The sequence below is a fragment of the Pseudomonas sp. Irchel s3a18 genome (assembly GCF_900187535.1).
Lineage (GTDB): Bacteria > Pseudomonadota > Gammaproteobacteria > Pseudomonadales > Pseudomonadaceae > Aquipseudomonas.
Window position 1 is genome coordinate 161,467 of record NZ_FYDV01000008.1, and the last position, 26,320, is coordinate 187,786.

The 26,320-nt window shown below is 60.9% G+C and carries 24 protein-coding genes; 7 read left to right on the forward strand and 17 right to left on the reverse strand.

Annotated features, from left to right (window positions below; genetic code table 11):
• The first annotated feature begins 119 nt into the window (after window positions 1-119).
• Complete coding sequence (locus CKW29_RS13805) at window positions 120-1,097, forward strand: NADPH:quinone oxidoreductase family protein (protein ID WP_095145894.1); 978 nt, start codon at window positions 120-122, stop codon at window positions 1,095-1,097.
• A gap of 58 nt (window positions 1,098-1,155) precedes the next feature.
• Here CKW29_RS13805 and CKW29_RS13810 read toward each other — a convergent pair whose 3' ends face one another.
• On the reverse strand, window positions 1,156-1,770 hold the full coding sequence (locus CKW29_RS13810; protein WP_095145893.1) for an energy transducer TonB: 615 nt from the start codon (window positions 1,768-1,770) through the stop codon (window positions 1,156-1,158).
• A 326-nt stretch (window positions 1,771-2,096) separates the two neighbouring features.
• Between CKW29_RS13810 and glpT the strand changes: the two genes are divergently transcribed.
• On the forward strand, window positions 2,097-3,446 hold the full coding sequence (gene glpT, locus CKW29_RS13815) for a glycerol-3-phosphate transporter (RefSeq protein ID WP_095145891.1): 1,350 nt from the start codon (window positions 2,097-2,099) through the stop codon (window positions 3,444-3,446).
• On the opposite strand, the gene CKW29_RS13820 is transcribed toward glpT, so the two are convergent.
• From CKW29_RS13820 to trxA, 5 genes are all read right to left on the reverse strand, one after another.
• Window positions 3,422-4,090, reverse strand: a complete 669-nt coding sequence (locus tag CKW29_RS13820) for a gamma-glutamylcyclotransferase (protein ID WP_095148673.1) — start codon at window positions 4,088-4,090, stop codon at window positions 3,422-3,424. The two genes, glpT and CKW29_RS13820, sit on opposite strands and share 25 nt — an antisense overlap.
• A 233-nt stretch (window positions 4,091-4,323) precedes the next feature.
• Window positions 4,324-5,292: a CDP-6-deoxy-delta-3,4-glucoseen reductase gene (locus tag CKW29_RS13825; RefSeq protein ID WP_095145888.1), complete on the reverse strand. Its 969-nt coding sequence runs from the start codon at window positions 5,290-5,292 to the stop codon at window positions 4,324-4,326.
• Window positions 5,292-6,758: a 4-hydroxy-3-polyprenylbenzoate decarboxylase gene (ubiD, locus tag CKW29_RS13830; RefSeq protein ID WP_095081871.1), complete on the reverse strand. Its 1,467-nt coding sequence runs from the start codon at window positions 6,756-6,758 to the stop codon at window positions 5,292-5,294. Before ubiD ends, CKW29_RS13825 begins: the two co-directional genes overlap by 1 nt.
• 143 nt (window positions 6,759-6,901) lie before the next feature.
• Window positions 6,902-8,161: a transcription termination factor Rho gene (gene rho, locus CKW29_RS13835; protein ID WP_095145886.1), complete on the reverse strand. Its 1,260-nt coding sequence runs from the start codon at window positions 8,159-8,161 to the stop codon at window positions 6,902-6,904.
• Between the two features lie 247 nt (window positions 8,162-8,408).
• A complete protein-coding gene (gene trxA, locus CKW29_RS13840) occupies window positions 8,409-8,738 on the reverse strand; it encodes a thioredoxin TrxA (protein WP_003206727.1) in 330 nt (109 codons plus the stop codon).
• Window positions 8,739-8,981: 243 nt separating this feature from the next.
• On the opposite strand from trxA, the gene ppx reads away from it, so the two are divergent.
• Window positions 8,982-10,484: an exopolyphosphatase gene (gene ppx / locus CKW29_RS13845; protein WP_095148674.1), complete on the forward strand. Its 1,503-nt coding sequence runs from the start codon at window positions 8,982-8,984 to the stop codon at window positions 10,482-10,484.
• A gap of 54 nt (window positions 10,485-10,538) precedes the next feature.
• Here the strand turns inward: ppx and ppk1 are convergent, their stop codons facing one another.
• Both ppk1 and hemB read right to left on the reverse strand, forming a co-directional pair.
• A complete protein-coding gene (gene ppk1 / locus CKW29_RS13850) occupies window positions 10,539-12,764 on the reverse strand; it encodes a polyphosphate kinase 1 (protein ID WP_095145882.1) in 2,226 nt (741 codons plus the stop codon).
• A gap of 18 nt (window positions 12,765-12,782) precedes the next feature.
• Window positions 12,783-13,796 (reverse strand): porphobilinogen synthase, encoded by a 1,014-nt coding sequence (gene hemB, locus CKW29_RS13855; RefSeq protein WP_095145880.1) that lies wholly within the window; start codon window positions 13,794-13,796, stop codon window positions 12,783-12,785.
• A 207-nt stretch (window positions 13,797-14,003) separates the two neighbouring features.
• On the opposite strand from hemB, the gene CKW29_RS13860 reads away from it, so the two are divergent.
• On the forward strand, window positions 14,004-14,636 hold the full coding sequence (locus tag CKW29_RS13860) for a DedA family protein (RefSeq protein WP_095081876.1): 633 nt from the start codon (window positions 14,004-14,006) through the stop codon (window positions 14,634-14,636).
• On the opposite strand, the gene CKW29_RS13865 is transcribed toward CKW29_RS13860, so the two are convergent.
• The gene (locus tag CKW29_RS13865; protein WP_095148675.1) at window positions 14,617-15,852 is read right to left on the reverse strand and encodes a sterol desaturase family protein; all 1,236 of its coding nucleotides are present in this window, start codon (window positions 15,850-15,852) and stop codon (window positions 14,617-14,619) included. The two genes, CKW29_RS13860 and CKW29_RS13865, sit on opposite strands and share 20 nt — an antisense overlap.
• A 115-nt stretch (window positions 15,853-15,967) precedes the next feature.
• Here CKW29_RS13865 and elbB point away from each other — a divergent pair, with 115 nt between their 5' ends.
• A complete protein-coding gene (gene elbB / locus CKW29_RS13870; RefSeq protein WP_095145876.1) occupies window positions 15,968-16,636 on the forward strand; it encodes an isoprenoid biosynthesis glyoxalase ElbB in 669 nt (222 codons plus the stop codon).
• A gap of 144 nt (window positions 16,637-16,780) precedes the next feature.
• Here elbB and CKW29_RS13875 read toward each other — a convergent pair whose 3' ends face one another.
• From CKW29_RS13875 to CKW29_RS13895, 5 genes are all read right to left on the reverse strand, one after another.
• Window positions 16,781-17,236, reverse strand: coding sequence for a YaiI/YqxD family protein (locus CKW29_RS13875; RefSeq protein ID WP_095148676.1), 456 nt, complete (start codon window positions 17,234-17,236; stop codon window positions 16,781-16,783).
• Window positions 17,237-17,366: 130 nt separating this feature from the next.
• Complete coding sequence (locus tag CKW29_RS13880; protein WP_095148677.1) at window positions 17,367-19,265, reverse strand: FTR1 family protein; 1,899 nt, start codon at window positions 19,263-19,265, stop codon at window positions 17,367-17,369.
• A gap of 148 nt (window positions 19,266-19,413) precedes the next feature.
• Complete coding sequence (locus CKW29_RS13885) at window positions 19,414-20,046, reverse strand: LysE family transporter (RefSeq protein WP_095145870.1); 633 nt, start codon at window positions 20,044-20,046, stop codon at window positions 19,414-19,416.
• Window positions 20,047-20,161: 115 nt separating this feature from the next.
• Window positions 20,162-20,743, reverse strand: coding sequence for a mechanosensitive ion channel family protein (locus CKW29_RS13890; RefSeq protein ID WP_095081887.1), 582 nt, complete (start codon window positions 20,741-20,743; stop codon window positions 20,162-20,164).
• Entirely contained in the window at window positions 20,743-22,653 is a 1,911-nt protein-coding gene (locus CKW29_RS13895; protein ID WP_095148678.1) for an ATP-binding cassette domain-containing protein, read from the reverse strand. The genes CKW29_RS13890 and CKW29_RS13895 overlap by 1 nt, the downstream gene beginning before the upstream one ends.
• 50 nt (window positions 22,654-22,703) lie before the next feature.
• On the opposite strand from CKW29_RS13895, the gene CKW29_RS13900 reads away from it, so the two are divergent.
• Window positions 22,704-23,168, forward strand: coding sequence for a TIGR02444 family protein (locus CKW29_RS13900; protein ID WP_095145864.1), 465 nt, complete (start codon window positions 22,704-22,706; stop codon window positions 23,166-23,168).
• Here the strand turns inward: CKW29_RS13900 and CKW29_RS13905 are convergent.
• The gene (locus CKW29_RS13905) at window positions 23,165-24,124 is read right to left on the reverse strand and encodes an AlgP family protein (RefSeq protein ID WP_095148679.1); all 960 of its coding nucleotides are present in this window, start codon (window positions 24,122-24,124) and stop codon (window positions 23,165-23,167) included. The genes CKW29_RS13900 and CKW29_RS13905 overlap by 4 nt on opposite strands.
• Before the next feature lie 192 nt (window positions 24,125-24,316).
• Between CKW29_RS13905 and CKW29_RS13910 the strand changes: the two genes are divergently transcribed.
• Complete coding sequence (locus tag CKW29_RS13910; protein WP_095148680.1) at window positions 24,317-24,982, forward strand: FKBP-type peptidyl-prolyl cis-trans isomerase; 666 nt, start codon at window positions 24,317-24,319, stop codon at window positions 24,980-24,982.
• Window positions 24,983-25,048: 66 nt separating this feature from the next.
• Here the strand turns inward: CKW29_RS13910 and rsd are convergent, their stop codons facing one another.
• Together rsd and CKW29_RS13920 are read right to left on the reverse strand one after the other, a co-directional pair.
• Window positions 25,049-25,507, reverse strand: a complete 459-nt coding sequence (gene rsd / locus CKW29_RS13915; RefSeq protein WP_095145859.1) for a sigma D regulator — start codon at window positions 25,505-25,507, stop codon at window positions 25,049-25,051.
• 178 nt (window positions 25,508-25,685) lie between these two features.
• A complete protein-coding gene (locus CKW29_RS13920) occupies window positions 25,686-26,237 on the reverse strand; it encodes a disulfide bond formation protein B (protein ID WP_095148681.1) in 552 nt (183 codons plus the stop codon).
• Window positions 26,238-26,320 lie beyond the last annotated feature (83 nt).

The window sequence follows — 26,320 nt, forward strand, 5'->3', positions numbered from 1 at the left end:
CCGCCCCTACAAGCCCAAGCGCAAAGCTTATGGCTGGCTATCAGGGCGGGGCATGCTCGTTGACCGCTTGACTCACACACCTACACTTATCGGCCATCACTCCCAAAGGAATAGCCCTGATGAAAGCCGTGCTGTGCAAAGCCTTCGGCCCCGCCGAATCGCTGGTGCTGGAAGAAGTCGCCAGTCCTGTCGCCAAGAAGAACGAAATCCTGCTGGACGTGCACGCCGCCGGGGTCAACTTCCCGGACACGCTGATCATCGAGGGCAAGTACCAGTTCAAGCCGCCCTTCCCGTTTTCCCCGGGCGGTGAGGCGGCAGGTGTGGTCAGCGCGGTCGGCGAAAAGGTCAGCCACCTCAAGGTAGGCGACCGGGTCATGGCGCTGACCGGCTGGGGCAGCTTTGCCGAGCAGGTGGCAGTGCCGGGCTACAACGTGTTGCCGATCCCGCCATCCATGGACTTCAACACCGCCGCAGCCTTCAGCATGACCTACGGCACCTCGATGCATGCCCTGAAACAGCGTGGCCAGTTGCAACCCGGGGAAACCTTGCTGGTGCTGGGCGCGTCCGGTGGCGTGGGCCTGGCCGCCGTGGAAATCGGCAAGGCCATGGGCGCCCGGGTCATCGCCGCGGCGAGCAGCGCCGAGAAACTTGCCGTGGCCAAGGCCGCCGGTGCCGATGAGCTGATCAACTACAGCGAAAACAGCCTCAAGGACGAAATAAAGCGCCTGACCGATGGCCAGGGTGCCGACGTGATCTACGACCCGGTCGGCGGCGACCTGTTCGACCAGGCGGTTCGCGCCATCGCCTGGAACGGTCGCCTGCTGGTGGTGGGCTTTGCCAGCGGCCGCATCCCGGAACTGCCCGTGAACCTGGCCCTGCTCAAAGGCGCAGCCGTGGTGGGGGTGTTCTGGGGCTCGTTCGCCCAGCGCCAGCCACACGACAACGCGGCGAACTTCCAGCAGTTGTTCAACTGGTTTGCCGAAGGCAAGTTGAAGCCACTGGTGTCCCAGGTGTATCCGCTCAGCAATGCTGCGCAAGCCATCAACGATCTAGGCCAGCGCAAGGCGGTCGGGAAGGTGGTGGTACAGGTCCGCTAGATCGCACCCACGGCCTGAATACCGGCAGAGGGTGTTCAGGTCGCTCTCGCCCCTTCCTCTATAACAACTTGCGAATTTCTGCTGGGACCACTCGTTTGTACTTGAGCGATGGATTCTCGCGGCAGCGATCAACAATGTCCGGCACGCTGGCGTTGAGCGTGGCTATCAACGCCAGTCGCTCGGTTTCGGGTAACTGCCCTCGGTGAAACACGTTTGACAGATACCCTCGGGTGTAATGAAAGGGTGTCGTGTCCACCCAACTCGAACGTGGCGTATTGACCGTGTATTGAGTGATTTCCCGACACAGCAATCGACTCAACCACTGGTTAACGTCCAAAGGCAAATCCAGATCCAGACTGAAACGCATCGGCGCGATCACCTCCACTTCAGCCTGGGTGTCGGCATCGACGGCCCAGGACTTGAAGCGCCACTGACTGATAACCGCCTTGGCTGCCTCGGCAAAACCCGGATGGGTGCTTTCCAGCACCCTCACCTGGCTGACCGAGCCATCGGCGAGGATGGTCAAGCCAATTTGCACTTCGCCGGAAATTCCCGCCCGTTGAAGTTCCCTGGGGTACTTCGGCTTGGGATTGTAATCCGGGACCAGGTACAGAGCCCCGGCCACCCCATCACCTGCGACACACAACAGTAAAACCAGACCAAGCCAGCGCATGACGCCCCTCCACGATCGATGTACCAGGTTTGGCACCCGCGCTAAAGGTTAAAACTCACGCTCCGGCAACCCCATCCCCCCACTTCCGATCCAGACGCGGGAAACCTCCCAAAACGTCGCCCTTCTTTATGCGTAGATCTCGTTGATATCAGCCGAAGTAAAACGCCCTACGCCGTCGCCTACTTATATCTGAGCGACATGTTCATAAAAGAATGTGCGACTTTGTTCATTTACGCCTTTTTAACAGATGAGAAGCAGTGCTATTTTCGGTAACGAAACTGTAACATTCGCATCCGCAGTCAAAACAAGAATTCTGGAGCTCTTGAATGTTTGCTTTCTTTCGCCCTGCCGCACATCAGGCGCCATTGCCTGAAGAAGACGTAGACAGCACGTACCGGCGCCTACGCTGGCAAATCTTCGCCGGGATATTCATTGGGTATGCGGGTTACTACCTGCTGCGCAAGAACTTCTCCCTGGCCATGCCCTACCTGATTGAAGAAGGCTATACCCGCGGTCAGCTGGGTCTGGCGATGTCGGCGATCGCGATTTCCTATGGCCTGTCGAAGTTCCTGATGGGCCTGGTGTCCGACCGCTCCAACCCACGTTACTTCCTGCCATTTGGCCTGCTGGTGTCGGCCGGAGTGATGTTCGTATTCGGTTTCGCACCCTGGGCGACGTCCAGTGTGACCATGATGTTCATCCTGCTGTTCATCAACGGCTGGGCCCAGGGCATGGGCTGGCCGCCGAGCGGGCGGACCATGGTGCACTGGTGGTCGCAGAAGGAACGCGGTGGCGTGGTGTCGGTATGGAACGTCGCGCACAACGTCGGCGGCGGCCTGATTGGCCCGCTGTTCCTGATCGGCATGGGCCTGTTCAACGACTGGCATGCGGCGTTCTACGTACCTGCCGCCGTGGCGCTGCTGGTCGCGGTGTTCGCCTTTATCGTGATGCGCGACACCCCGCAGTCGGTGGGCCTGCCGCCGATCGAGAAGTACAAGAACGACTACCCGCACGGCTACGATGCCAGCCACGAAGAAGAATTCAGCGCCAAGGACATCTTCGTCAAGTACGTGCTGCGCAACAAAATGCTGTGGTACATCGCCCTGGCCAACGTATTCGTCTACCTGCTGCGCTACGGCGTACTGGACTGGGCACCGACCTACCTCAAGGAAGCCAAGCACTTCACCGTCGACAAGACGTCATGGGCGTACTTCCTCTACGAGTGGGCCGGTATCCCGGGCACCCTGCTCTGCGGCTGGCTGTCGGACAAGGTGTTCCGTGGCAATCGCGGCCTGACCGGCATGGTGTTCATGGCGCTGGTGACCGTCGCCACCCTGGTTTACTGGCTGAACCCGGCCGGCAACCCGACAGTCGACATGATCGCACTGGTGTCGATCGGCTTCCTGATCTACGGCCCGGTGATGCTGATCGGCCTGCAGGCGCTGGAACTCGCGCCGAAGAAAGCCGCTGGCACGGCGGCAGGCTTCACCGGTCTGTTTGGCTACCTGGGCGGCTCGGTCGCGGCCAGTGCCGCCATGGGCTACACCGTGGACCACTTCGGCTGGGATGGCGGTTTCGTGCTGCTGATCGGCGCATGCCTGCTGGCCATGGCATTCCTGGCGCCGACCCTGTGGCACAAGCAAGTAGCTAGTCAGGGCCGTGAAGCGATCGCTTGATCCTTCGATGACCCGCAACGCTTGAGCCGCGCCTCCAGATTCCGATCTGGCATGGCGTGGCTACGCAGGGCGCTGGCGGTCTGCTCGACATAATCGCGAGTGGTGCCGTAGCGCCCGCAAGCGTTTTCGAACACCTGGCTCAGTACATGATCCGGCAAGTTGCCGGCATAACTGGGCAAGTGTCGCTCCAATACAAATCCCAATGCCTGAACCTTGCTGCCATCCGCCAACCGGCAGGTGAGCCAGTGCGGGCGATAGGAGGGGACTGGCATTTCGCGCTGCCAAAGGGCATAGAGCGAAGCCTCCAGCTGCTCTTCGGGCAGACGGTAGGCAAAGCCACTGCATGAACCGCCCCGATCCAGGCCAAACACCAGGCCCGGCAACTCCGGCGTGCCACGGTGTTCGTGGGACCACAGGTACAAGCCGCGATGGTAGCCATGCACACGTGCGCGCACCCGCTCGACCGCCGTGCATTCCGGGCGCCAGATCAATGAGCCGTAGGCGAACAACCACACCGGTCCGCCCTTGTGTCGGGCCAGGGTGCTTTGCATGGAGTGAAGCAATTGCTCGTGCGTCAGTTGCGGCCCCAGATCGAGCCGCGGAGGGTAAGCCAGATTCAAGAAAGCAGATTCAATGGCTGTCATGGCGAATAGCGTTCAGCTCCCCGCGGGTAAACAATTACTCAATAGAACGCACCGGCGTAACAATAAGGCACATTTGTTTCAAGGCAACTTAAGTGCCATGGCATGGTTCTGAAGGGGGTGTCTGAATGACATATAGCCGATCGGTATTTATCCAACTGGATAAATACCGAAGGGATATATAGAGAGTTACAACGATGGCATTTCGATTAACGAATGCGGATCAAGATCGCGGCTCAAGAGCGCGGCGCATATGCAAATACGTCGGCGCGCATTTGATGGGCGTCCATCCCGGCGTCGACCAGTGCATCCAGCGTGCCGTAGACCATCGCGGGCGAGCCGCTGGCGTAGACATGCAGGGCCTTGAGATCAGGGAAATCCTGGCAGACCGCCTCGTGCAACATGCCGCAGCGCCCTTCCCAGCCGCACAGGTCGCTGACAACCTGATGCAGAAACAGGTTGGGCAGTTTCATCCATTCATCCCAGTGTTCCATCTGGTAAAAATCTTCAGGACGGCGCACGCCCCAATACAGATGAACCGGATACTTGAAACCTTTGGCCCGGCAATGCTCGAGCAGGCTGTGGATCTGCCCCATACCGGTGCCTGCGGCGATCAATACCAGCGGCCCCTCCGGCAGCTCCGCCAGGTGGGTGTCACCGAACGGTAACTGGACCCGCGCCATGCGATTGCGCTGCAATTGCTCGATCAGACGCAGTGCGCTGGCTTCGCGCGCCAGTACATGAATCTCCAGGTCGCGTCCGGAATGGGGAGCCGAGGCCAGGGAAAAGGCCGATTTCTCGCCATTCTCACGCTCGATCATCAGGTACTGGCCGGCGTGATAGCGTGGCGGTTTGCCGGCCGGTGCCCGCAGGCGAACCCGCCAGGTGTCCCCGCCAACGTCCTTGCACTCAATGACCTGACACGACAAGGTGCGCACCGGCAACTCTCCCAGCGCAAGGACGCCATCCCACAATACGATGCAGTCTTCCAGCGGCTCTGCAATGCAAGTGTAGAACTCGCCGTGGTCGCGTACATCGCCGGACTGCTCGACTCGACCTTCGACCAGCAGCGCCGCACAGACGTGACAATTACCGTTACGGCAGCTTTGCGGGCATTCATAGCCCAGGCGCCGCGCCCCATCGAGAATCCGCTCGCCGGGCAGTATCTCTAGCACTGCTCCTGACGGCTGCAAGGTTACACGCATCAATCTATTCCTAATTGATTCCAAATGGCATCGATCCGGCGTGTCACCGCCTCATCCTTGACGATTACCCGGCCCCACTCGCGGGTGGTTTCACCAGGCCACTTATGCGTGGCATCGAGCCCCATCTTCGACCCCAGACCGGAAATCGGCGAGGCGAAGTCGAGGTAGTCGATTGGCGTGTTATCGATCATCACCGTGTCGCGCTTGGGGTCCATGCGCGTGGTGATGGCCCAGATCACGTCGTTCCAGTCGCGGGCGTTGATATCGTCGTCTGTGACGATAACGAACTTGGTGTACATGAACTGTCGTAAAAACGACCAGACACCCAGCATTACTCGCTTCGCGTGCCCCGGGTACTGCTTCTTCATGGTCACGATGGCCATGCGGTACGAGCAGCCCTCGGGCGGCAGGTAGAAGTCGGTGATCTCCGGGAACTGCTTTTGCAGGATCGGCACGAACACTTCGTTCAATGCCACACCGAGGATCGCCGGTTCATCTGGTGGACGGCCGGTGTAGGTGCTGTGGTAGATCGGCTTGATGCGATGGGTGATGCGCTCGACGGTGAACACCGGGAAGCTGTCGACTTCGTTGTAATAGCCGGTGTGGTCCCCGTAAGGGCCTTCGTCGGCCATCTCGCCCGGATGGATCACGCCTTCCAGGATGATCTCGGCAGTGGCCGGTACTTGCAGGTCGTTGCCACGGCACTTCACCAGCTCGGTGCGGTTGCCGCGCAAGAGGCCGGCGAAGGCGTACTCGGACAGGCTGTCCGGCACGGGCGTCACGGCCCCCAGAATGGTTGCCGGGTCAGCGCCCAGGGCCACGGACACCGGGAACGGCTGGCCCGGGTGCTTCTCGCACCACTCGCGGTAGTCCAGTGCGCCACCACGGTGACTCAACCAGCGCATGATGACCTTGTTGCGGCCAATCACCTGCTGACGATAAATGCCGAGGTTCTGCCGGTCCTTGTTCGGCCCCTTGGTCACCGTCAGGCCCCAGGTGATCAGCGGGCCGACATCGCCCGGCCAGCAGGTTTGCACCGGCAGCATCGCCAGGTCGACGTCGTCGCCTTCGATGACCACCTCCTGGCAGACCGCGTCTTTGACGACCTTGGGCGCCATCGAGATGATCTTGCGGAAGATCGGCAGCTTGGACCAGGCGTCTTTCAGGCCCTTGGGCGGCTCGGGTTCCTTGAGGAAGGCCAGCAGCTTGCCAATCTCGCGCAGCTCGCTAACCGCTTCGGCCCCCATGCCCAGGGCCACGCGTTCTGGCGTGCCGAACAGGTTGCCAAGCACCGGGATGTCATAGCCGGTGGGGTTCTCGAACAGCAGCGCCGGGCCTTTGGCCCGCAAGGTGCGGTCGCAGACCTCGGTCATTTCCAGCACTGGGGACACCGGAACCTGGATGCGCTTGAGTTCGCCGCGCTGTTCCAGACCGCTGATAAAGTCGCGCAAGTCGCGATACTGCATGCGTGAGCCTCGTATTGGCCGTGGCGTTCGGGGCTGGCAGTTTAGCGCCGAACCCCGGGGTTCAGAACACTGAACTGCCAGTTCATCAATAATCAGATAACAAAAAGCCGGGTTTCCCCGGCTTTTTGTTGAGTCTTGTCGATTTACTTGCGTTTCATCGACAGGAAGAACTCATCGTTGGTCTTGGTCTGTTTCAGCTTGTCGACCAGGAACTCGATGGCTGCCACTTCATCCATAGGATGCAGGAGTTTGCGCAGGATCCACATGCGCTGCAACTCGTCGTCAGCCGTCAGCAACTCTTCACGGCGGGTGCCGGAACGGTTGATGTTGATGGCCGGGAAGACGCGTTTTTCAGCGATACGGCGATCCAGCGGCAGTTCCATGTTGCCGGTGCCCTTGAATTCCTCGTAGATCACTTCGTCCATCTTCGAGCCGGTTTCAACCAGCGCGGTGGCGATGATGGTCAGCGAGCCGCCTTCTTCGATGTTCCGTGCAGCACCGAAGAAACGCTTTGGTTTCTCCAGGGCGTGAGCATCGACACCACCGGTCAGTACCTTGCCGGAGCTTGGGATCACGGTGTTGTAGGCACGTGCCAGACGAGTGATGGAGTCGAGCAGGATGACCACGTCTTTCTTGTGCTCAACCAGGCGCTTGGCCTTCTCGATCACCATTTCGGCAACCTGCACGTGACGGGTTGGTGGCTCGTCGAACGTCGAGGCAACCACTTCGCCGCGCACGGTGCGCTGCATTTCCGTCACTTCTTCAGGACGCTCGTCGATCAACAGCACGATCAGATGAACTTCCGGGTTGTTACGGGTGATATTGGCTGCGATGTTCTGCAGCATGATCGTTTTACCGGCCTTTGGCGGTGCAACGATCAGACCACGCTGGCCTTTGCCGATAGGTGCGCACAGGTCGATGACACGACCGGTCAAGTCTTCGGTGGAACCGTTGCCGGCTTCCATCTTCATGCGCACGGTCGGGAACAGCGGGGTCAGGTTCTCGAAGAGAATCTTGTTCTTCGCGTTCTCGGGACGATCGTAGTTGATCGTGTCGACCTTGAGCAGTGCGAAGTAACGCTCGCCTTCTTTCGGCGGGCGGATCTTGCCAACGATGGTGTCACCGGTGCGCAAGTTGAAGCGACGGATCTGGCTTGGCGAGACGTAGATATCGTCCGGGCCGGCCAGGTAGGAAGCGTCCGAGGAGCGCAGGAAGCCGAAGCCGTCCTGGAGGATCTCCAGCACGCCATCACCGGAGATTTCCTCGCCGCTTTTCGCGTGCTTTTTGAGCAAGGAGAAAATCACGTCCTGCTTGCGCGAACGGGCCATATTTTCTATGCCCATCTGTTCGGCCAATTCGAGCAGTTCGGTAATCGGCTTTTGCTTGAGTTCAGTCAGATTCATATAGGAATGACGTAATCATTTATGGAGGGGGGAAATTAAGCTTTCGGCTTAATGAGGCCGCGCCGCGGAGAAGGCGACAGGATCGCGTACTTATTCGAAAAGGAGAGCGTCGGCGACGGCTTGCAGGGGGCACTGGAGGAACCGGTGCGGGACCGAATGTAACACCTGAGTTTAGGAGCGTCTAGCCCTGAATAACGAAAAAGCCCCGCAATTTGCGGGGCTTTTTGGGTGACACTTGCAACGACGCTTAGATGTTGGCGTCGAGGAAGGCAGCCAGTTGCGACTTCGACAGCGCACCGACCTTGGTGGCTTCGACGTTGCCGTTCTTGAACAGCATCAGCGTCGGGATACCACGCACGCCGTGCTTGGCCGGGGTTTCCTGGTTCTCGTCGATGTTCAGCTTGGCAACGGTCAGCTTGCCTTTGTAGGTCTCAGCGATTTCGTCCAGGACCGGAGCGATCATCTTGCATGGACCGCACCACTCAGCCCAGTAGTCGACCAGTACAGCACCTTCGGCCTTGAGTACGTCAGCTTCGAAGCTAGCGTCGCTAACGTGTTTGATAAGATCGCTGCTCATGGAAGTCTCCAGGTTGTAAGCAAAAAAACGTGGCCCATCATAGCTGCCCTTCCCTCGTTCAGGAAGCCGCAGATGATTGAGTCTCGCTATGGTGGCCCATGACTTTGGGTATAGCTCAAGTCAAGTGATGGCGCGCGCCCCTCGTCACAGACGTTGTCTGGATCAAGGCATTCAGCGCTGCGCGTTGGCGGCGGCGGTTGATCGTGGCACGATGGGCGGGTTATCGACCGAGACCCCCAGACCATGCCCCAATCCCAAGCCAAGAATCTGTCCCTGATCGCCGCTATCGACCTGGGCTCCAACAGCTTTCATATGGTCGTGGCCAAAGCTCACCACAATGAAATCCGGATACTCGAGCGGCTTGGCGAGAAGGTTCAACTGGCTGCCGGGATCGACGAAGAGCGCCAGCTCAGCGAAGAGTCCATGCAGCGCGGGCTCGATTGCCTGAAGCGCTTTGCCCAACTGATCAACGGTTTGCCCCAGGGCGCCGTGCGGATCGTGGGCACCAACGCCCTGCGCGAAGCGCGCAACCGTGCCGAATTCATCCGTCGTGCCGAAGAAATCCTCGGCCACCCGGTAGAAGTCATCTCCGGCCGTGAAGAAGCACGCCTGATCTACCTGGGTGTCTCCCACACGCTCGCCGACACCCCGGGCAAGCGCCTGGTGGCCGACATTGGCGGTGGCAGCACCGAATTCATCATCGGCCAGCGCTTTGAACCGCTGCTGCGCGAAAGCCTGCAAATGGGCTGCGTAAGCTACACCCAGCGCTATTTCAAGGACGGCAAGATCACCCCGGCCCGCTACGCCCAGGCGTACACCGCGGCACGGCTGGAGATCATGAGCATCGAACACGCCCTGCACCGCCTGACCTGGGATGAAGCCATCGGTTCCTCGGGCACTATCCGCGCCATTGGCCTGGCACTGAAAGCAGGCGGCCATGGCACCGGCGAGGTCAACGCCGAAGGGCTGGCCTGGCTCAAGCGCAAGCTGTTCAAACTCGGCGACGCCGAGAAAATCGACTTTGAAGGCATCAAGCCTGACCGTCGCGCCATCTTCCCCGCCGGCCTGGCGATCCTCGAAGCGATTTTCGACGCGCTTGAGCTGCAACGCATGGACCACTGTGAAGGCGCCCTGCGCGAAGGCGTGCTCTACGACCTGCTGGGCCGTCATCACCATGAAGACGTCCGTGAGCGCACCCTGGGCTCGCTCATGGAGCGCTACCATGCCGACCTGGGGCAAGCCGCACGCGTCGAGCGCAAGGCCCTGCATGCGTTCGACCAGGTGGCAGCGGATTGGGACCTGGACGACGGTGTCTGGCGCGAATTGCTGGGCTGGGCGGCCAAGGTCCATGAAGTCGGGCTGGACATCGCTCACTACCAGTACCACAAGCACGGCGCCTACCTGATCGAGCACTCCGACCTCGCCGGCTTCTCCCGTGAAGACCAGCTGATGCTGGCACTGCTGGTGCGCGGCCACCGCCGCAACATCCCCAAGGACAAGTTCGCCGAGTTCGGCGATGACGGCATCAAGCTGATTCGCCTGTGCGTGCTCTTGCGCTTTGCGATTCTGTTTCATCACATCCGTGGTACCCAGGCGATGCCCCAAGTCACGCTGCATGCCAACGGCGACAACCTGGATGTGCAGTTCCCGGAGCACTGGCTGGACGAAAACCAGCTGACCCAGGCCGACTTCGCACTGGAGGCGGAGTGGCTGACCCGGGTGGGCGTGGTGCTGAACGTTCGCTGAAAACAAAAATGGCGATCCACACGGATCGCCATTTTTTTGCCCGATGCCAGCGCGTTAGTTGCTGACGGTCAGGATCGGACTGCCCAATCGCTCCAGCAGGGTCGCCTGGGCGCTGCGTGGGTTCTGGTTGCCGGTCGGCGTGTTGCGCACGTAACGACCGTCCGACTGCAGGCTCCAGCTGTGGGTGTTATCGGTCAGATACAGCTCCAGCTCTTTCTTGACCCGCGTGATCAGCTTCTTGCCTTCCACCGGGAAACAGGTCTCGACGCGCTTGTCGAGGTTGCGCTCCATCCAGTCGGCACTGGACAGGAACATCTGCTCTTCGCCGCCATTGAGGAAGTAGAAGACCCGCGTGTGCTCCAGGAAGCGACCGATGATCGAGCGTACATGAATATTGTGCGAAACCCCGGCGATGCCTGGGCGCAGGCAGCACATGCCACGCACCACCAGGTCGATACGCACCCCTGACTGGCTGGCCTTGTACAGCGCGCGAATGATCTTCGGATCGGTCAGCGAGTTGAACTTGGCAATGATGTGCGCCGGCTTGCCCTCGACGGCGAACTGGGTTTCGCGGGCAATCATGTCGAGCATGCCCTTTTTCAGGGTAAAGGGCGCATGCAGCAGCTTTTTCATGCGCAGGGTCTTGCCCATGCCGATCAACTGACTGAACAGTTTGCCAACGTCTTCGCACAGGGCGTCGTCGGAGGTCAGCAGGCTGTAGTCGGTGTACAGGCGGGCGTTGCCGGCGTGGTAGTTGCCGGTACCCAGGTGCGCGTAACGCACAATCTCGCCGGCCTCGCGACGCAGGATCAGCATCATCTTGGCGTGGGTCTTGAAGCCAACCACGCCATAGATCACCACGGCACCTGCCGCTTGCAGACGGCTGGCCAGTTGCAGGTTGGACTCTTCGTCAAACCGGGCGCGCAATTCGATCACCGCGGTGACTTCCTTGCCGTTACGCGCTGCGTCGACCAGTGCATCGACGATCTCCGAGTTCGCGCCGCTGCGGTACAGGGTCTGACGGACCGCCAGCACATGGGGGTCTTTCGCGGCCTGACGCAGCAGGTCGACCACCGGCGTGAACGACTCGAACGGGTGCAGCAGCAAGATGTCCTGCTTGCTGACCACGCTGAAAACGTTTTCGCTGTTTTGCAGCAGTTTCGGGATCTGTGGGGTAAACGGCGTGTATTGCAGCTCCGGATGGCTATCCAGCCCGGTGATACTGAACAGGCGCGTCAGGTTGACCGGGCCATTGACCTGATACAACTCGGTCTCGCTCAGGTTGAACTGCTTGAGCAGGTAGTCGGACAGCTGTTTCGGACAGGTGTCGGCCACTTCCAGGCGCACCGCGTCCCCGTAACGACGGGAGAACAGTTCGCCGCGCAGGGCGCGCGCCAGGTCTTCGACGTCTTCGGTGTCCACCGCCAGGTCGGCGTTCCGGGTCAGGCGGAACTGGTAGCAGCCCTTGACCTTCATGCCCTGGAACAGGTCATCGGCGTGCGCGTGGATCATCGACGACAGGAACACATAGTTGTCCCCCGTGCCGCCGACTTCTTCCGGCACCTTGATGACGCGTGGCAGCAGGCGTGGCGCCGGGATGATCGCCAGGCCGGAATCGCGACCGAAGGCATCGATACCTTCAAGCTCGACGATGAAGTTCAGGCTTTTGTTCACCAGCAACGGGAACGGGTGCGTCGGGTCGAGACCGATCGGGGTAATGATCGGGGCAATCTCGTCACGGAAATAGCGGCGCACCCAGGTCTTGATCTTGGTGGTCCAGTGGCGCCGACGAATGAAGCGCACCTGATGCTTTTCCAGCTCCGGCAACAGGATGTCGTTGAGGATCGCGTACTGGCGATCAACCTGGCCATGCACCAGGTCGCTGATGCGTGCCAGTGCCTGATGCGGTTGCAGGCCATCGGCACCGGCCTGTTCACGAGCGAAGGTGATCTGTTTTTTCAGCCCGGCCACACGAATCTCGAAGAACTCGTCCAGGTTGCTGGAGAAGATCAGCAGGAACTTCAGCCGCTCCAGCAATGGATAGGACTCGTCCAGCGCCTGCTCCAGCACGCGGATGTTGAACTGCAGTTGCGACAGCTCGCGATGGATGTACAGGCTGCTGTCATCCAGACCGGGAATAGCGATCGCCGGTACCACGGGTGCCACGTCGACCACCACCGCGGGCGGAGCAGGCTCCATCTCCAGCGGGGGTTCGACGACTGGCTCGACCACGGGTTGAGCTTCTTTTACGGCAACTTCAGTGAGGCCTTCGGTATTCATCGAATGTTCCTGGGAGGGCTATTTTTGCTCTCGTAACAATTGGGCGGCACGTACGGCAAAGTAAGTGAGGATGCCATCAGCACCGGCACGTTTAAAAGCGGTCAGGGACTCAAGAATAACCCCTTCGCTCAACCAGCCATTCTGGATAGCCGCCATGTGCATGGCGTATTCACCGCTGACCTGATAGACAAAGGTCGGCACTTTGAATTCTTCTTTTACCCGGTAAAGAATGTCCAGGTATGGCATGCCTGGCTTGACCATGACCATATCCGCACCTTCTGACAAGTCGCTAGCCACTTCGTGCAACGCTTCGTTGCCGTTGGCCGGGTCCATTTGATAGGACGCCTTGTTCGCCTTGCCCAGGTTCAGCGCCGAACCGACGGCATCGCGGAACGGGCCGTAGTAGGCACTGGCGTACTTGGCCGAGTAGGCCATGATTCGCACGTTGACATGACCTGCCAGCTCCAGCGCTTCACGGATTGCCTGGATGCGGCCGTCCATCATGTCTGACGGGGCGACCACCTGGGCACCGGCAGCGGCATGGGACAGGGCTTGCTTGACCAGTGCATCGACGGTGATGTCGTTCTGCACATAGCCTTCTTCATCCAGAATACCGTCCTGGCCGTGAGTGGTGAACGGGTCCAGCGCGACGTCGGTGATCACCCCCAGCTCCGGGAAACGTGCACGCAGGGCACGCGTGGCGCGCTGGGCTATACCGTCCGGGCTCCAGGCTTGCGCCGCGTCGAGGGACTTGAGTTCGGGCGGCGTCACCGGAAACAGGGCGACGGCCGGAATACCCAGCTCGACCCAACCGGCCGCCTCTTCCAGCAACAGGTCGATGGTCAGGCGCTCGACGCCAGGCATCGAGGCCACCGCTTCGCGACGGTTCTCACCGTCCAGCACAAATACCGGCAGAATCAGGTCATTGGTGGTCAGGACGTTTTCACGTACCAGACGACGCGAAAACTCGTCACGACGATTGCGACGCAGGCGAGTTGCAGGAAACAAACGGTTGGCGGGGGTAAAGCTCACGACAGACTCCTGAGCCCGCATTGGCAGGCGAGCGTGACAGTTATAAGCATCCATTATGACCAACAGATTACAGTTATGTGCACCCCCGCGACTGGTAGTCGCATCCATTGTCCTTGTAGGAAATGTTCACGTCGAGACACATTTGGATACTTTCCTCCATGGGCCTGAAGGGTTAGGCTGCGCGTTCATTTCGCCAGCACCCAGACAATGCTCCAACAATTCCTGAATGATTTTGGCTACTTTGCCCTCTTTCTCGGCACGTTCTTCGAAGGCGAAACCATTCTGGTGCTCGCCGGCTTCCTTGCGTTCCGTGGGTACATGGACATCAACATCGTGGTGGTCGTGGCCTTCCTCGGCAGCTATGCCGGCGATCAACTGTGGTACTTCCTGGGGCGCAAGCACGGCCGCAAATTGCTGGCACGCAAGCCACGCTGGCAATTGATGGGCGACCGGGCGCTGGAGCACATTCGCAAGCATCCGGACATCTGGGTGCTGAGCTTTCGCTTCGTCTACGGTTTGCGCACGGTCATGCCCGTGGCCATTGGCCTTTCGGGTTATCCGCCAGGCCGCTACCTGCTGCTCAACGGTATCGGTGCCGCCATCTGGGCCACCGCGCTGGCAGCGGCCGCCTATCACTTCGGCGCCGTGCTCGAGGGCATGCTGGGCAGCGTCAAGAAGTACGAGCTGTGGGTACTGGGCGCGCTGCTGGTGCTGGGTCTCATCCTGTGGCTGCGTCGGCGCTTCAAGAACGCTCGCCTGGCCAAGAAGATTTATGCCGACGAACAAGCCTTGAAGGCCGAAAAGGCCAAGGCTGGCGAACCTACGACGCCAGCCGAGTGATGCGGCTTGCGCAGCAGTAGAGGCCGATCCCGCTGAGCACGCTGTAACCGAGCAGGCCAACCCAGCCTGCCGTGCTGGCCGGCCATAGCCCGACCAGCGGTGCCAGCCCCGCCAGCGGCAGGTTCGACGCCAGCCGCAACACCTCCAGCCTGAACGCTTGCGGGCGATTCTCCAACATCGCCCCCAGCACAAACAGACCCCATGCCACCGCTCCCCAGCCCACTACCAGGGCGGCCGTCGGCAGGTCGTGCTCCAGGCTCATCAGGTAACTGCCCAGCGCGATGTACAGGCAAAACTGCACCGCGACATACCCTTGCAGACGGCCGTCCAACAGCACTTCGAATTTGCGGAACCGGCTCAGGTCCGGCTTGTTCATGGGGTACTTCGCCGCCACGTCCGCCGGGCGCCAACCCGTGCGCATAAACCAGATTCGCAGTTTGTCCCAGCCTCTCTGGGCGCGACGTGCATCCGCCCACAGCTGTGCATAGAACTGCACATTCGCCCATAACGGGTTCCAACTCGCCAGGGGCGTGGTCACGCCGAAAATCACCGGCTCGTTGTCATCCTCTTCCTGAAACGTACCGAACAGACGGTCCCAGATGATGAACACCCCACCGTAGTTGCGATCCATATAAAGAGCGTTCTGCGCATGGTGGGCCCGATGATTGGACGGCGTCACGAAGCACCATTCGAACCAGCCCAGCTTGGGAATATGCTTGGTGTGCACCCAGAACTGATAGAGCAGGTTCAACGCCGCGACACTCACGAACACCAGCAGCGGCACGCCGAGCACGGCCATCGGCAGGTAGAAAATCCAGCCCAGCAAGAAGCCGGTACTGGTCTGGCGCAGCGCGGTGGAGAGGTTGTAGTCCTCGCTTTGATGGTGCACCGAGTGCGCCGCCCACAGGATGTTGCGTTCATGACCCATGCGGTGCAGCCAGTAATAGCAAAAATCATAGAGCACAAAGGCAAGCACCCACACCCACAGGCGCTCGGCCGGCAACTCGAACAGCGCCAGGTGCTTGAGGGCGAATGCGTACGTCACCAGCCCGACACCCTTGGTCAGCAGCCCCGTGGTGGTCGACAACACACCCGCGCTGAGGCTGTTGATGGCATCCGCCACCCGGTAATTGCTCACCCCGCGCCAGCGGTCCGCCAACAACTCGATGGCGATCAGCACAAAGAAAAACGGCACGGCATACAAAACGAAATTCATGACCCGGCCCGCGCGCAATGGATTGTCAAAAGATTAGGCGCAACCGCCAGACTCCCCTATGGCAACGCGTGACAAATTAGTGGACATTTAACGCCATGTATCTGGAGAAGAACCCATGAGCAAAAAAGTTGCAGTGATACTTTCCGGCTGTGGCGTCTATGACGGTGCCGAGATCCATGAAAGCGTGATTACCCTGCTGCGCCTCGGCCAGCGTGGCGCGCAGGTCCAGTGCTTTGCCCCTGACATCGCGCAAATGCATGTGGTCAACCACCTGACGGGCGAAGAGATGCCCGAGTCGCGCAACGTGCTGGTGGAGTCGGCACGCATTGCCCGGGGGAACATCAAGGACATCCGCGAAGCGAATGTCGAAGACTTCGACGCCCTGATCGTGCCTGGTGGTTTTGGCGCCGCCAAGAACCTGTCCAACTTTGCCGTCGAAGGCGCCGCCTGCACCGTGCAACCGGACGTTCTGGCCCTGACTGAAGCCTTTGCCGAAGCGGGCAAGCCGGTTGGCCTGATCTGCATCTCACCAGCCCTGGCCGCGAAGATCTATGGCCCGGGCGTGACCTGCACCATCGGCAACGACGCCGACACCGCCGCTGCCATGGACAAGATGGGCGCTATCCACGCGGACTGTGCCGTGACCGAGATCGTTGAGGACAAGGCGCGCAAACTGGTCAGCACCCCCGCCTACATGCTGGCGCAGTCGATCAGTGAAGCGGCTTCGGGGATCAACAAGCTGGTTGACCGGGTACTGGAGTTGACCCACGAAAACGATGCGTGACACTGGCTGACGGCCCTGATCGCTCCCCACGCGCTGCGTGGGAATGATCAAACCTGATCTACCTGAAAAACCGAATCAGATGGCCTTGGGGTCGCTCCGCAACCCAGCGAGAGCAAGCGCCCTCGCCACAGGAAGGTGTACGTCTCAGGGCTTGCGGGACAACCGCGCCAGTATCCGGTCCAGCGCATTGGCAAACGCCTGCTTGTCACGCTCGCCAAACGGCGCGGGACCGCCACCCGCCTGGCCCTGTTCACGCAAATCGGTGAACAGGTTACGCACCGCCAGGCGATCGCCCATGTTCTGCATGTCGAACTCCTTGCCCCGAGGGTCCAGCGCCGCGACCCCCTTCTTCACCAGACGGTCGGCCAGCGGCACATCGCTGCAGATCACCAGCTCACCCGGTACCGCATGCTCCACCAGGTAATCGTCGGCCGCATCCGGACCGCTGGGCACCACGATCAGTTTCACCAGGGCCAGGCCCGGCTTGATCTGTGGTTGACCGGCCACCAGCACCACCTCGAACTGACGCTTGAGGGCGAACTTCACCACCAGGTCCTTCGCGGCCCTCGGACAGGCGTCGGCATCGATCCATACGCGCATTACATTTCCTCTTTTAGAAGCACCGTCGGATCACCGCCCGGAGCGAACCCACCCCCACAGGTTTGGCGTCAACCTTATGGGAGTGGGTCGGGTGGCGCTGCGCGTCCGTAAATGAGCGCAGCGAACAGGGTCAAGCGGCTGGCACCCGGCGCTTCTCGGCCATGCGACTGCGACTGTACAGCACGATGATCGCCAGGATCGCCACCACCTGCGCACTCAGCGAGTAGGCGTCGGCATGAATCCCCAGCCAGTCGAAATCAAAGAACGGCACCGGCCGTGTGCCAAAGATCCCGGCTTCCTGCAAGGCTTTCACCCCATGCCCGGCGAACACTACCGACAATGCGCACAGCAAGCCTGCGTTGATGCTGAAGAACAGGGCCAGAGGCAGTTTCGCCGAACCGCGCAAAATCACCCAGGCCAGACCCACCAGCAGCACCAGTGCCGTCGCGCCGCCCGCCAGTACCGCCTGATGACCCGCCGGACCGGCTTGCAGCCACAGGGTTTCGTAGAACAGGATCACTTCGAACAGCTCACGGTACACCGAGAAGAACGCCAGGATCGCAAACCCGAATCGCCCACCGCCGCCCACCAGGCTGCTCTTGATGTAATCCTGCCAGGCTGCCGCATGGCGCCGGTCGTGCATCCATACCCCAAGCCACAGCACCATGACGCTGGCAAACAGCGCCGTCGCACCTTCCAGCAGCTCTCGCTGGGAACCGCTAACGTCGATCACGTACGCCGCGAGCGCCCAGGTACCCAGGCCGGCCAGCAGCGCCAGCCCCCATCCGACGTTGACACTGCGCACCGCCGATTGCTGACCGGTATTGCGCAGGAACGCAAGGATCGCCGCCAGCACCAAGATCGCTTCCAGGCCTTCGCGCAGCAGAATCAACAGACCCGAGATGTAACTCAGGGACCAGCTGAGACCATCGCTGCCCAACAGGCCGGCGGACTCCTTCAGTTTCGCCTTGGCCACGTCCAGTCGCTGTTCAGCCTGCTCGACCGGTAAACCGTCCTGCAACGCCTGACGGTAGGCCATCAGGGATTTTTCAGTGTCTTTGCGCACCACCGCGTCAACGTTGTCGAGGGAGCTCTCAACCAGTTCGAAGCCTTCCAGATACGCGGCCACCGACAGGTCGTAGGCCTGATCGTGCTCACCGGCTCGATACGCGGCGATGCTCTTGTCCAGTGTCGCGGCGGTGTAATCGAGCAGTTGCGCCGGCCCTCGCTTGACCTGCGGTGGCTGGGCACGCTGCGCACGGAAGGTTGCCGCCGCCTCGGGACCTTCGGCCGCCAGCACCTCGGCCGGCGTCTGGCGTGCCAGGTCGGCGAGGTTGTAGGTCTTCTCGCTCTTTGCCGCTGCCGGATCGGCACTGAAACTGGCGATGTAGGTGGCCAGGTCCCAACGTTGCCGCTCGTCGAGCTGATCAGCGAACGATGGCATGTCTGTGCCTTCAACGCCCTGCCCAAGGGTGCTGTAGATCGCGTAGAGGCTCAGGCGGTCCTGGCGTGCGCTATCACGCAGGTTCGCGGGCGCAGGCTCCAGGCCAACGCCTGCAGGGCCATCGCCAGCGCCGCTGTCGCCGTGGCACACCGAGCAGTGCTGTGCATACAGCGGTACGCCCCGCGCGGGGTCCGGGGTAATGATCGGGGCCTGGCTGACCTCGTAGGCCACTGCCAGTTTCGCCCCCAGCTGTCGTGCCTGACGGGCGACGCTCGCACCGTCCTGGCGTTCGTCGACAGCCTTGCGCAGGGCCGATACGCCCTGCTCCAGCTCAGCCTTCTGCGGCTTGGCCGGCAGCGACGCGACAAAGCCTTGCAGCGCCTTTAAAAACTCAACCTGCTCCTGGTACTCGGCCGCATCGATCACCTTGCCCGCCGCTACCGTAGCCGGGTAATCCGCACCCACGTAGTCGAGTACATGCAGGGCTTGAGGGGCGCCTTCCACGGTGTCGGCCAGCAGGTTGGAACTGCACAGTGCAAACAACGGAAAGACCAACCAGGCCAGAAAACGGGACGGCGCAGTCATGAATGAGTCTCAAATGGAAATACGAAGTTACACATTGTTCACTCTCAATGCCCTTCGCTCAAGCTTTGTCGTCTTTGTGTTCAGGATTTCAGTGCGCACAAACAAAAAAGGCGACCTGATCAGGTCGCCTTGATTAACCGCTGACGGCTTACACCGCGGCCTTGCGAATGGTTGCCAGCAAACCGGCTGCACCGACAAACAAACCGGCGAACGCGCGGTTCATCCGGCGCTGTTGCTTGGGCGTGCGCAGCAGACGCAGGACCTTGGAGGCCAGGCCCGTGTAGCCGGCCATGACGATCAGGTCGACGCAGATCATGGTCACGCCCAGGATCAGGTACTGCGCCACCAGCGGTGCGTGGGGGTCAATGAACTGCGGCAACACGGCCAGCATGAACACCAGCGCCTTGGGGTTGCTGACGTTGACCAGGAAGCCGCGGAACACCAAGGCCAGTGGCTTGCCGATCGGGCGGATGGCGGCGTCATCACTCAGGTCGCTGGGCAGCGCACGCCATTGCTTGACCGCCAGATAGATCAGGTAGGCCACGCCGAACCATTTGATCGCGTAGAACGCCGTGGACGAAGCAGCGAGGATCGCACCGACGCCGGCGGCGACAATCGCAATCTGCATCGCCAGCCCCAATTGCAGGCCAAGGGCGTTCCAGTAGCCACGCCAAAAACCGTACTGCAGGCCGCAGGACATCGACGCAATGGCGCCGGCACCCGGGGAAAGACTGATCACCCAGCAGGCGGCAAAAAACGCCAGCCATGTCTCAAGCACCATTGCACACCTCGACTCAGACTCGTGTTAGGCGTCTAAGCTAATGCGCCGGCCAGCGAATGACTATCGATTTTTTGCAGGAAATGACCGCTGCCGACCAGCGTTGTCGCCCACCCGGTTATTTTTCAAAGCCGCTGGAAGGCAAGACGTCGCTGCCGCGCCAGCGTCGAACCGAGCGCTGGAAGAACAGGCTGTTCGGCACTTGCACCATGGCGCTGCCGGTACCCAGTTCTTCGGCCTCGATCAGCGTGGTGTACAGCAGGTTGATCGCCACGACCCGACCTTTGACGCCGGGCTTGTCGGTGGTGTCCACCAACTCGACCACGTCGCCAAGCCGGAACGGGCCGACCGTGAAGATCAGGATCGCGCATAGCAGGTTGGACAGCACGCTCCACATGGCGAAGAACGCCACGGCGGCCACCGCCACAAAGCCGGACAGGGCTGTCCACAGTACCGTGGCGGAAACACCCAGGCGCTCCAGCACAAAGATCAGTGCACTGCCCATGATCAGCCAGCGCAGACCACCTCGCAGCGGCATCAGCAACTGCGGCGGGAACGGATAGCGCTCGCCCAAGCGGGTCAGGCCCTTGGCCACGAAGCGTTGGGTCAGGTAACCCGCCAACAGGATCAGCAGAATCTGCACGCCGAGCCAGATCGGCTCGACCCACACCGCCGGCAGCGGCAGCTTGAAGGCCTCCATCAGGACAGCGCCTCCAGCTCCGCCTGCATGTTCTCCAGAAGTTCCAGCGCTTCCATCCAGGCCTCTTCCAGCTCGACTTCCCGGACCTTCAGCTTCGCTTGCTCGGCCAGCAGATCACGCAGTTCGTTCTTGCGCGCCGGTTCGTAAACATCGCTGTCGCCCAGGCTGGCATCAACCTTCGCCAGCTTCTCGTGCAGCTTGCCCAACTCGCTTTCCAACTTGTCGGCCTCGCGCTTGTGCGGTGCCAGTTGCTGACGCAACGCGGCAGCGGCCTGGCGCTGGGCTTTCTTGTCGGTCTTGTCCGGATTGACCGGCGTGGTGCTCACCGGCGCGTTGCGCTGACGGTACTCGACCAGCCAACGGGCGTAGTCTTCCAGGTCGCCGTCGAACTCTTCGACCTTGCCATCGGCCACCAGGAAGAAGTTATCGGTGGTGCTTTTGAGCAAGTGACGGTCGTGGGAAACCACCAGTACCGCGCCACTGAACTCTTGCAGGGCCATGGTCAGCGCCAGGCGCATTTCCAGGTCCAGGTGGTTGGTCGGTTCGTCGAGCAGCAACAGGTTCGGGCGGTCCCAGGCGATCAACGCCAGAGCCAGGCGAGCCTTTTCGCCCCCCGAGAAATTCAGCACCGGCTCATCGATCCGTGCACCGCGGAAATCGAATCCACCAAGGAAGTCGCGCAGGGTCTGTTCACGCTCGGTCGGTGCCAGGCGCTGCAAATGCAGCAACGGGCTGGCTTTCGAATCCAGCGAGTCCAGCTGATGCTGGGCAAAGTAGCCCACCACCGTGTTCTCGCCACGGGTCAAGCGGCCGGCCAAAGGCTCCAGCTCACCGGAGAGGTTTTTGATCAGGGTCGATTTGCCCGCACCGTTAGGACCGAGCAGGCCGATCCGCGCACCCGGGGTCAGTTGCAGCTTGACCTTCTCCAGCACGGTTTTCTCGCCATAGCCCAGACGGGCGTCGGACAGGTCGATCAGCGGGCTGGAAATCTTCGTCGACTCACGGAAGACGAAATCGAACGGCGAATCGACGTGGGCGGCGGACAGCTCTTCCATCCGCTCCAGCGCCTTGATCCGGCTCTGGGCCTGGCGGGCCTTGGTGGCCTGGGCCTTGAAGCGGGCGATGTAGCTTTCCATGTGCGCACGTTGCGCCTGCTGCTTCTCGTAGGCCTGTTGCTGCTGGGCCAGACGCTCGGCACGGGCCCGCTCGAACGCCGAGTAGCCACCGCGGTACAGCGTAATCTTGCGTTGATCGACGTGAGCCACGTGATCGACCACGGCATCGAGGAAATCCCGGTCGTGGGAAATCAGCAGCAAGGTCCCCGGGTAGCTCTTGAGCCACTCTTCCAGCCAGATAATGGCATCGAGGTCCAAGTGGTTGGTCGGCTCGTCGAGCAGCAACAGGTCCGACGGACACATCAATGCCTGTGCCAGGTTCAGACGCATCCGCCAGCCACCGGAGAAATCTCCGACCTGACGATCCATCTGTTCATTCGTGAACCCCAACCCCGCGAGCAGCTTGCGGGCGCGAGCGTCGGCCGTATAGCCATCGGCGCTGTCGAGCTCCGAATGCAGGCGCGCCTGGGCGGCACCGTCATGGGCTGCTTCGGCCGCGGCGAGGTCACGTTGCACCTCACGCAGGCGCAGGTCGCCATCGAGCACGTAGTCGACCGCCAGGCGTTCGAGCGTGTCGACCTCCTGGCGCATGTGGGCAATACGCCAATCGGCCGGCAGGAAGCAGTCACCCGAGTCCGGGTGCAGTTCACCCCGCAACAGGGCAAACAGGCTGGATTTGCCGGCGCCGTTGGCACCGATCAGGCCGGCTTTGTGGCCGGCGTGCAGGGTCAGCTCGGCGTCTTCTAGCAGACGTTGCGGGCCACGCTGTAAAGTCAGGTTCTGAAGTCGAATCATAATGGCGGCGGAGTCTACCAGCTTCGCTCGCAACTGGCGCGAGTAGCACTATGTCCTCTGACCTGTGGAGCTTTTCCCTCAGCACTTACGCCCGCCCGGGTGTAGAAGAAGCCTGCCTGGCGCTGCAAGCGGCGGGCGCCAACGTGTGCCTGCTGCTCTGCGCCTGCTGGCTCGGCGAACGCGGCGTGGCGTGCAACCCGCAACGCCTGCAACAGCTCATGCAACTGGCTGGGCCCTGGGACTCACAGGTCGTGCAGCCACTACGACAGCTACGCCTGCAGTGGAAAGCCGCTGCGGCTTCGGACGCACAACTCGGCATCCTGCGAGCGCAAGTCAAGGCACTGGAGTTGGAGGCCGAGCGGCAATTGCTGTTGCGACTGGAACAGTCGGCGCGGGAGTGGCCGACGGGTCAAGCGAACGACTTGGCCGCGTGGCAGGAAGGATTGGCGGCAAGCACCGCCAACCTGAGCCGCGACGCGCTGCATCAGCTGCGCGTCGCGATGACCGATGCTTAGGAAGCGCTGGTCGGGGTGCTGATTGCAGCTGCCGGTGCTGGCGAAGCTGCCGGAGTGCTCACCGCCGGGGTAGGTGCCGCAGGTTTCGCAGCCACTGGTGTGGCAGCGGGTTTGGCAGCAGCAGGCTTGGCCGCGACAGGCTTTTTCACCGCAGGCTTCGCAGCCGGTCTCGCTGCAACAGGTTTCGCAACCGGTTTGGCGGCGCTGGCGGCGGCAGGTTCAGCAGTGGTCGCAGGCTTGGCTGCGGGTCTGGCGGCCGCCTTGACGGGCGCTTTGGCGACTGGCTTGGCGGCGACTTTAGCGGCAGCAGGTTTAGCCGCTGCAGGTTTGGCAGCCGGCTTGGCGGCGGCTGTTTTAGCAACAGGCTTGGCGGCGGGTCTGGCCGCAGCCGGTTTCGCGGCGCTGGCGGCAACCGGTTTTTTCGCGGCTGGCTTGGCGGCTGTCTTGGCAGGTGCCTTGGCAACAGGTTTGGCGGCGGCTTTCACGGGCGCCTTGGCAGCAGCCGGTTTGGCCGCTGGTTTTTTTGTGGCCGTCGCGGTAGCGGCAGGCTTGGCCGAACGCTGGGTCAGCACCTTGCCAACAGCTTCCTTCACACGACCAACACCCTGGGCCAGTTTCAGGCTTTCCTGGGCGTCGCGCTTGAGTTGCAGAATGTAGTTGCGCGTCTCGGACTGACGATCCTTGAGTGCGTCGAGCAGTTCTTCAAGTTCTTGTACCGCACCTTTGGCCTTGGCCTGTGCCTTGGCTTTGCCGGCCGCGGCAGCGTCCTGCAATTTGGTGCGAGATTTGTGCAGTTTTTCCTGTGCTTTTCCGCGCTGCTTTTCCAGTTTGGCGAGCAGTTTTTCAGCATCAGCCAAGGCTTGGGAGCAAGCATTTTCCAAATGCTCGAGCAGGCTGCCCGTGAGATTCTGGAGTAAGTGCAACGGAGTATTTACAGGCTTCTTATTGGCCGACATGGTTTACCTCCTGGCTGACGTGGGTGCGGCTCATACTAGACCTCTGCTGCTACCGCCGCTAGGGCATGTTGACAGTATCGATGGCCGTGCGTTGCACCAAACTGAAAATGTTCTGCACGCCTCTCAAAGCAGTTCACCGGCCATGCCATTCTCGCTGGCATAATCCACCGCATTCCAGACTGGAGAGCGCCCATGTCGCGTTACCTGTTGTTGCCCTTGTGCGTGGTATTTTCGACGGTGTATGCCACTGACAAAAACCCGAATAATGACGCCCACGATCTTGCCTACAGCCTCGGTGCAAGCCTGGGCGAGCGCTTGCGCCAGGAAGTGCCGCAGCTGCAGATTCAAGCACTGGTAGAAGGCCTGCAACAGGCCTACCAGGGTAAGCCACTGGCGCTCAAGGACGAGCGAATCGAACAGATCCTGGCCGAGCACGAAGCACAGATTGCCGAGCAGCCCGCGCTGCCACAAAGCGAGATAGCCCTGGAAAAAGAGCGCCGTTTCTTGACCACTGAAAAAGCCAGGCCCGGCGTCCGGGAACTGGCCGATGGCATCCTGCTGACCGAGCTGGTTGCAGGTAACGGGACCAAGGCCGGACCCAGTGGCAAGGTACAGGTTCGCTACATCGGCAGCCTGCCCGACGGCACGGTGTTCGATCGGAATGATCAGGCCCAATGGTTCAGCCTCGACAGCGTGATCAACGGCTGGCGCAGCGCATTGCAGCAAATGCCGGTCGGGGCAAAATGGCGCCTGGTAATCCCGTCGGCACAGGCCTACGGTGCCGACGGCGCGGGTGACCTGATCGCACCGTTCACGCCGCTGGTGTTTGAAGTGGAACTGCTCGGGGCAACAGGCTGAACAAACAGCCCAAACGAAAAACGGTGCGCAGAGCGCACCGTTTTGCTGTGTGCAAACGATCGAGGTTCAGGCTTGTGCGGGCACTTCTTCCTTGTGAGCCGTGTGCAGCACTTCGATCAGGCAGTCTTCAAGTTCGAAGCGCTCATGCAGCAAACCACCCAGCTCCTTGAACTTCTCGGCAACACACTTGCCGGCATCGCACAGGTCGTTGAACGCCAGTAGCTTTTCCGTGATGACGTCGATGCGCGGGTAAATCGTATCAGCCAGTTCCAGCCCGCGTTTGTCACCGAACGCCTTGGCTTCACCGGTGAGTTGCTCATAGATCTCGAAATGACCGGCAGACACGTAGTCGACCAGGACACCACAGAACTCCTGCAATGGCTTTCGGTTTTCGCCCAGAGCCTCAGGCTTGGCGCCGAGAGCATCATAGGCTCGAACCAGTTCGTGACGCTCCTGCAACCAACGATCGATCAGCAGATGCACTCCACCCCAGCGTTCCTGAGCATTCTGACAACTTTCGAGCATGGTGATCTCTCTTCCCTTATGGGTGATGTCGCCCGCACTCGCCGAAAGACGTGAAGCCTCAGGATCCGGCCAGGCAAAGCACCATCGAGCAACATAAATCCAATGATCCGTGCGGGCCAGATTATGCTCGCACGCCAATGGCTTCAAGGTACGCAGGAGACAAAGTTCATACAAGTGTTTAATCGCCTCCCGCCCCCCGGTGCGACGACTCGCCGCTGGACGGTCGCTCAATGGCGTACCAGACGAGTCGCAGGATCTGATAGCCCGCGAGAATCATGACCGCCACAAAGAACAGCAGGCTCCACTCGGGGATGCTCAGATCAAGCAGCGACCAGGAAATTTGCGCACAGACTTCCGTGCCATCAAACGCCCGTTTCAGGAGGCACAGCAACGGCAGGCTTGCGGGCTCCTCCTGCGCGCCAGGATCGCAGGCCACCAATTGTTGCACCGGATCGCTTTGCAGCATCACCTGTCGCCAGGCGAGGGCCATGCCAGCAACGGCCCAGGCCAGGCTCAACAGCCAGTACAGAAAGCAGCCCACCCGTTGCGGGCCATGCAGTGAGGCGACCATGCATACGACGGTGAACAGCATCAGGAAAAAACGCTGCAACATGCACAAGCCGCAGAGCGTGAGTCCGATGGCGTACTCCAGATAATACGACGCACCCAACGCCACGGCACCCGCAATAAAAGCCATGAAAAACAGGGAGCGAGAGCAGGCCAGGAACATGGCTTATCCGTAAAAAAGAGACCGGTATTTACGGTAGAGGAAAGCGCTGGAGTCTTACAAGACGGGCCAGTGGAGAGACTTCG

Coding starts and splice junctions, on each gene's coding strand:
- CKW29_RS13805 (WP_095145894.1), top strand. CDS start 120: ATGAAAGCCGTGCTGTGCAAAGCCTTCGGCCCCGCCGAATCGCTGGTG.
- CKW29_RS13810 (WP_095145893.1), bottom strand. CDS start 1,770: ATGCGCTGGCTTGGTCTGGTTTTACTGTTGTGTGTCGCAGGTGATGGG.
- glpT (WP_095145891.1), top strand. CDS start 2,097: ATGTTTGCTTTCTTTCGCCCTGCCGCACATCAGGCGCCATTGCCTGAA.
- CKW29_RS13820 (WP_095148673.1), bottom strand. CDS start 4,090: ATGACAGCCATTGAATCTGCTTTCTTGAATCTGGCTTACCCTCCGCGG.
- CKW29_RS13825 (WP_095145888.1), bottom strand. CDS start 5,292: ATGCGTGTAACCTTGCAGCCGTCAGGAGCAGTGCTAGAGATACTGCCC.
- ubiD (WP_095081871.1), bottom strand. CDS start 6,758: ATGCAGTATCGCGACTTGCGCGACTTTATCAGCGGTCTGGAACAGCGC.
- rho (WP_095145886.1), bottom strand. CDS start 8,161: ATGAATCTGACTGAACTCAAGCAAAAGCCGATTACCGAACTGCTCGAA.
- trxA (WP_003206727.1), bottom strand. CDS start 8,738: ATGAGCAGCGATCTTATCAAACACGTTAGCGACGCTAGCTTCGAAGCT.
- ppx (WP_095148674.1), top strand. CDS start 8,982: ATGCCCCAATCCCAAGCCAAGAATCTGTCCCTGATCGCCGCTATCGAC.
- ppk1 (WP_095145882.1), bottom strand. CDS start 12,764: ATGAATACCGAAGGCCTCACTGAAGTTGCCGTAAAAGAAGCTCAACCC.
- CKW29_RS13860 (WP_095081876.1), top strand. CDS start 14,004: ATGCTCCAACAATTCCTGAATGATTTTGGCTACTTTGCCCTCTTTCTC.
- CKW29_RS13865 (WP_095148675.1), bottom strand. CDS start 15,852: ATGAATTTCGTTTTGTATGCCGTGCCGTTTTTCTTTGTGCTGATCGCC.
- elbB (WP_095145876.1), top strand. CDS start 15,968: ATGAGCAAAAAAGTTGCAGTGATACTTTCCGGCTGTGGCGTCTATGAC.
- CKW29_RS13875 (WP_095148676.1), bottom strand. CDS start 17,236: ATGCGCGTATGGATCGATGCCGACGCCTGTCCGAGGGCCGCGAAGGAC.
- CKW29_RS13880 (WP_095148677.1), bottom strand. CDS start 19,265: ATGACTGCGCCGTCCCGTTTTCTGGCCTGGTTGGTCTTTCCGTTGTTT.
- CKW29_RS13885 (WP_095145870.1), bottom strand. CDS start 20,046: ATGGTGCTTGAGACATGGCTGGCGTTTTTTGCCGCCTGCTGGGTGATC.
- CKW29_RS13890 (WP_095081887.1), bottom strand. CDS start 20,743: ATGGAGGCCTTCAAGCTGCCGCTGCCGGCGGTGTGGGTCGAGCCGATC.
- CKW29_RS13895 (WP_095148678.1), bottom strand. CDS start 22,653: ATGATTCGACTTCAGAACCTGACTTTACAGCGTGGCCCGCAACGTCTG.
- CKW29_RS13900 (WP_095145864.1), top strand. CDS start 22,704: ATGTCCTCTGACCTGTGGAGCTTTTCCCTCAGCACTTACGCCCGCCCG.
- CKW29_RS13905 (WP_095148679.1), bottom strand. CDS start 24,124: ATGTCGGCCAATAAGAAGCCTGTAAATACTCCGTTGCACTTACTCCAG.
- CKW29_RS13910 (WP_095148680.1), top strand. CDS start 24,317: ATGTCGCGTTACCTGTTGTTGCCCTTGTGCGTGGTATTTTCGACGGTG.
- rsd (WP_095145859.1), bottom strand. CDS start 25,507: ATGCTCGAAAGTTGTCAGAATGCTCAGGAACGCTGGGGTGGAGTGCAT.
- CKW29_RS13920 (WP_095148681.1), bottom strand. CDS start 26,237: ATGTTCCTGGCCTGCTCTCGCTCCCTGTTTTTCATGGCTTTTATTGCG.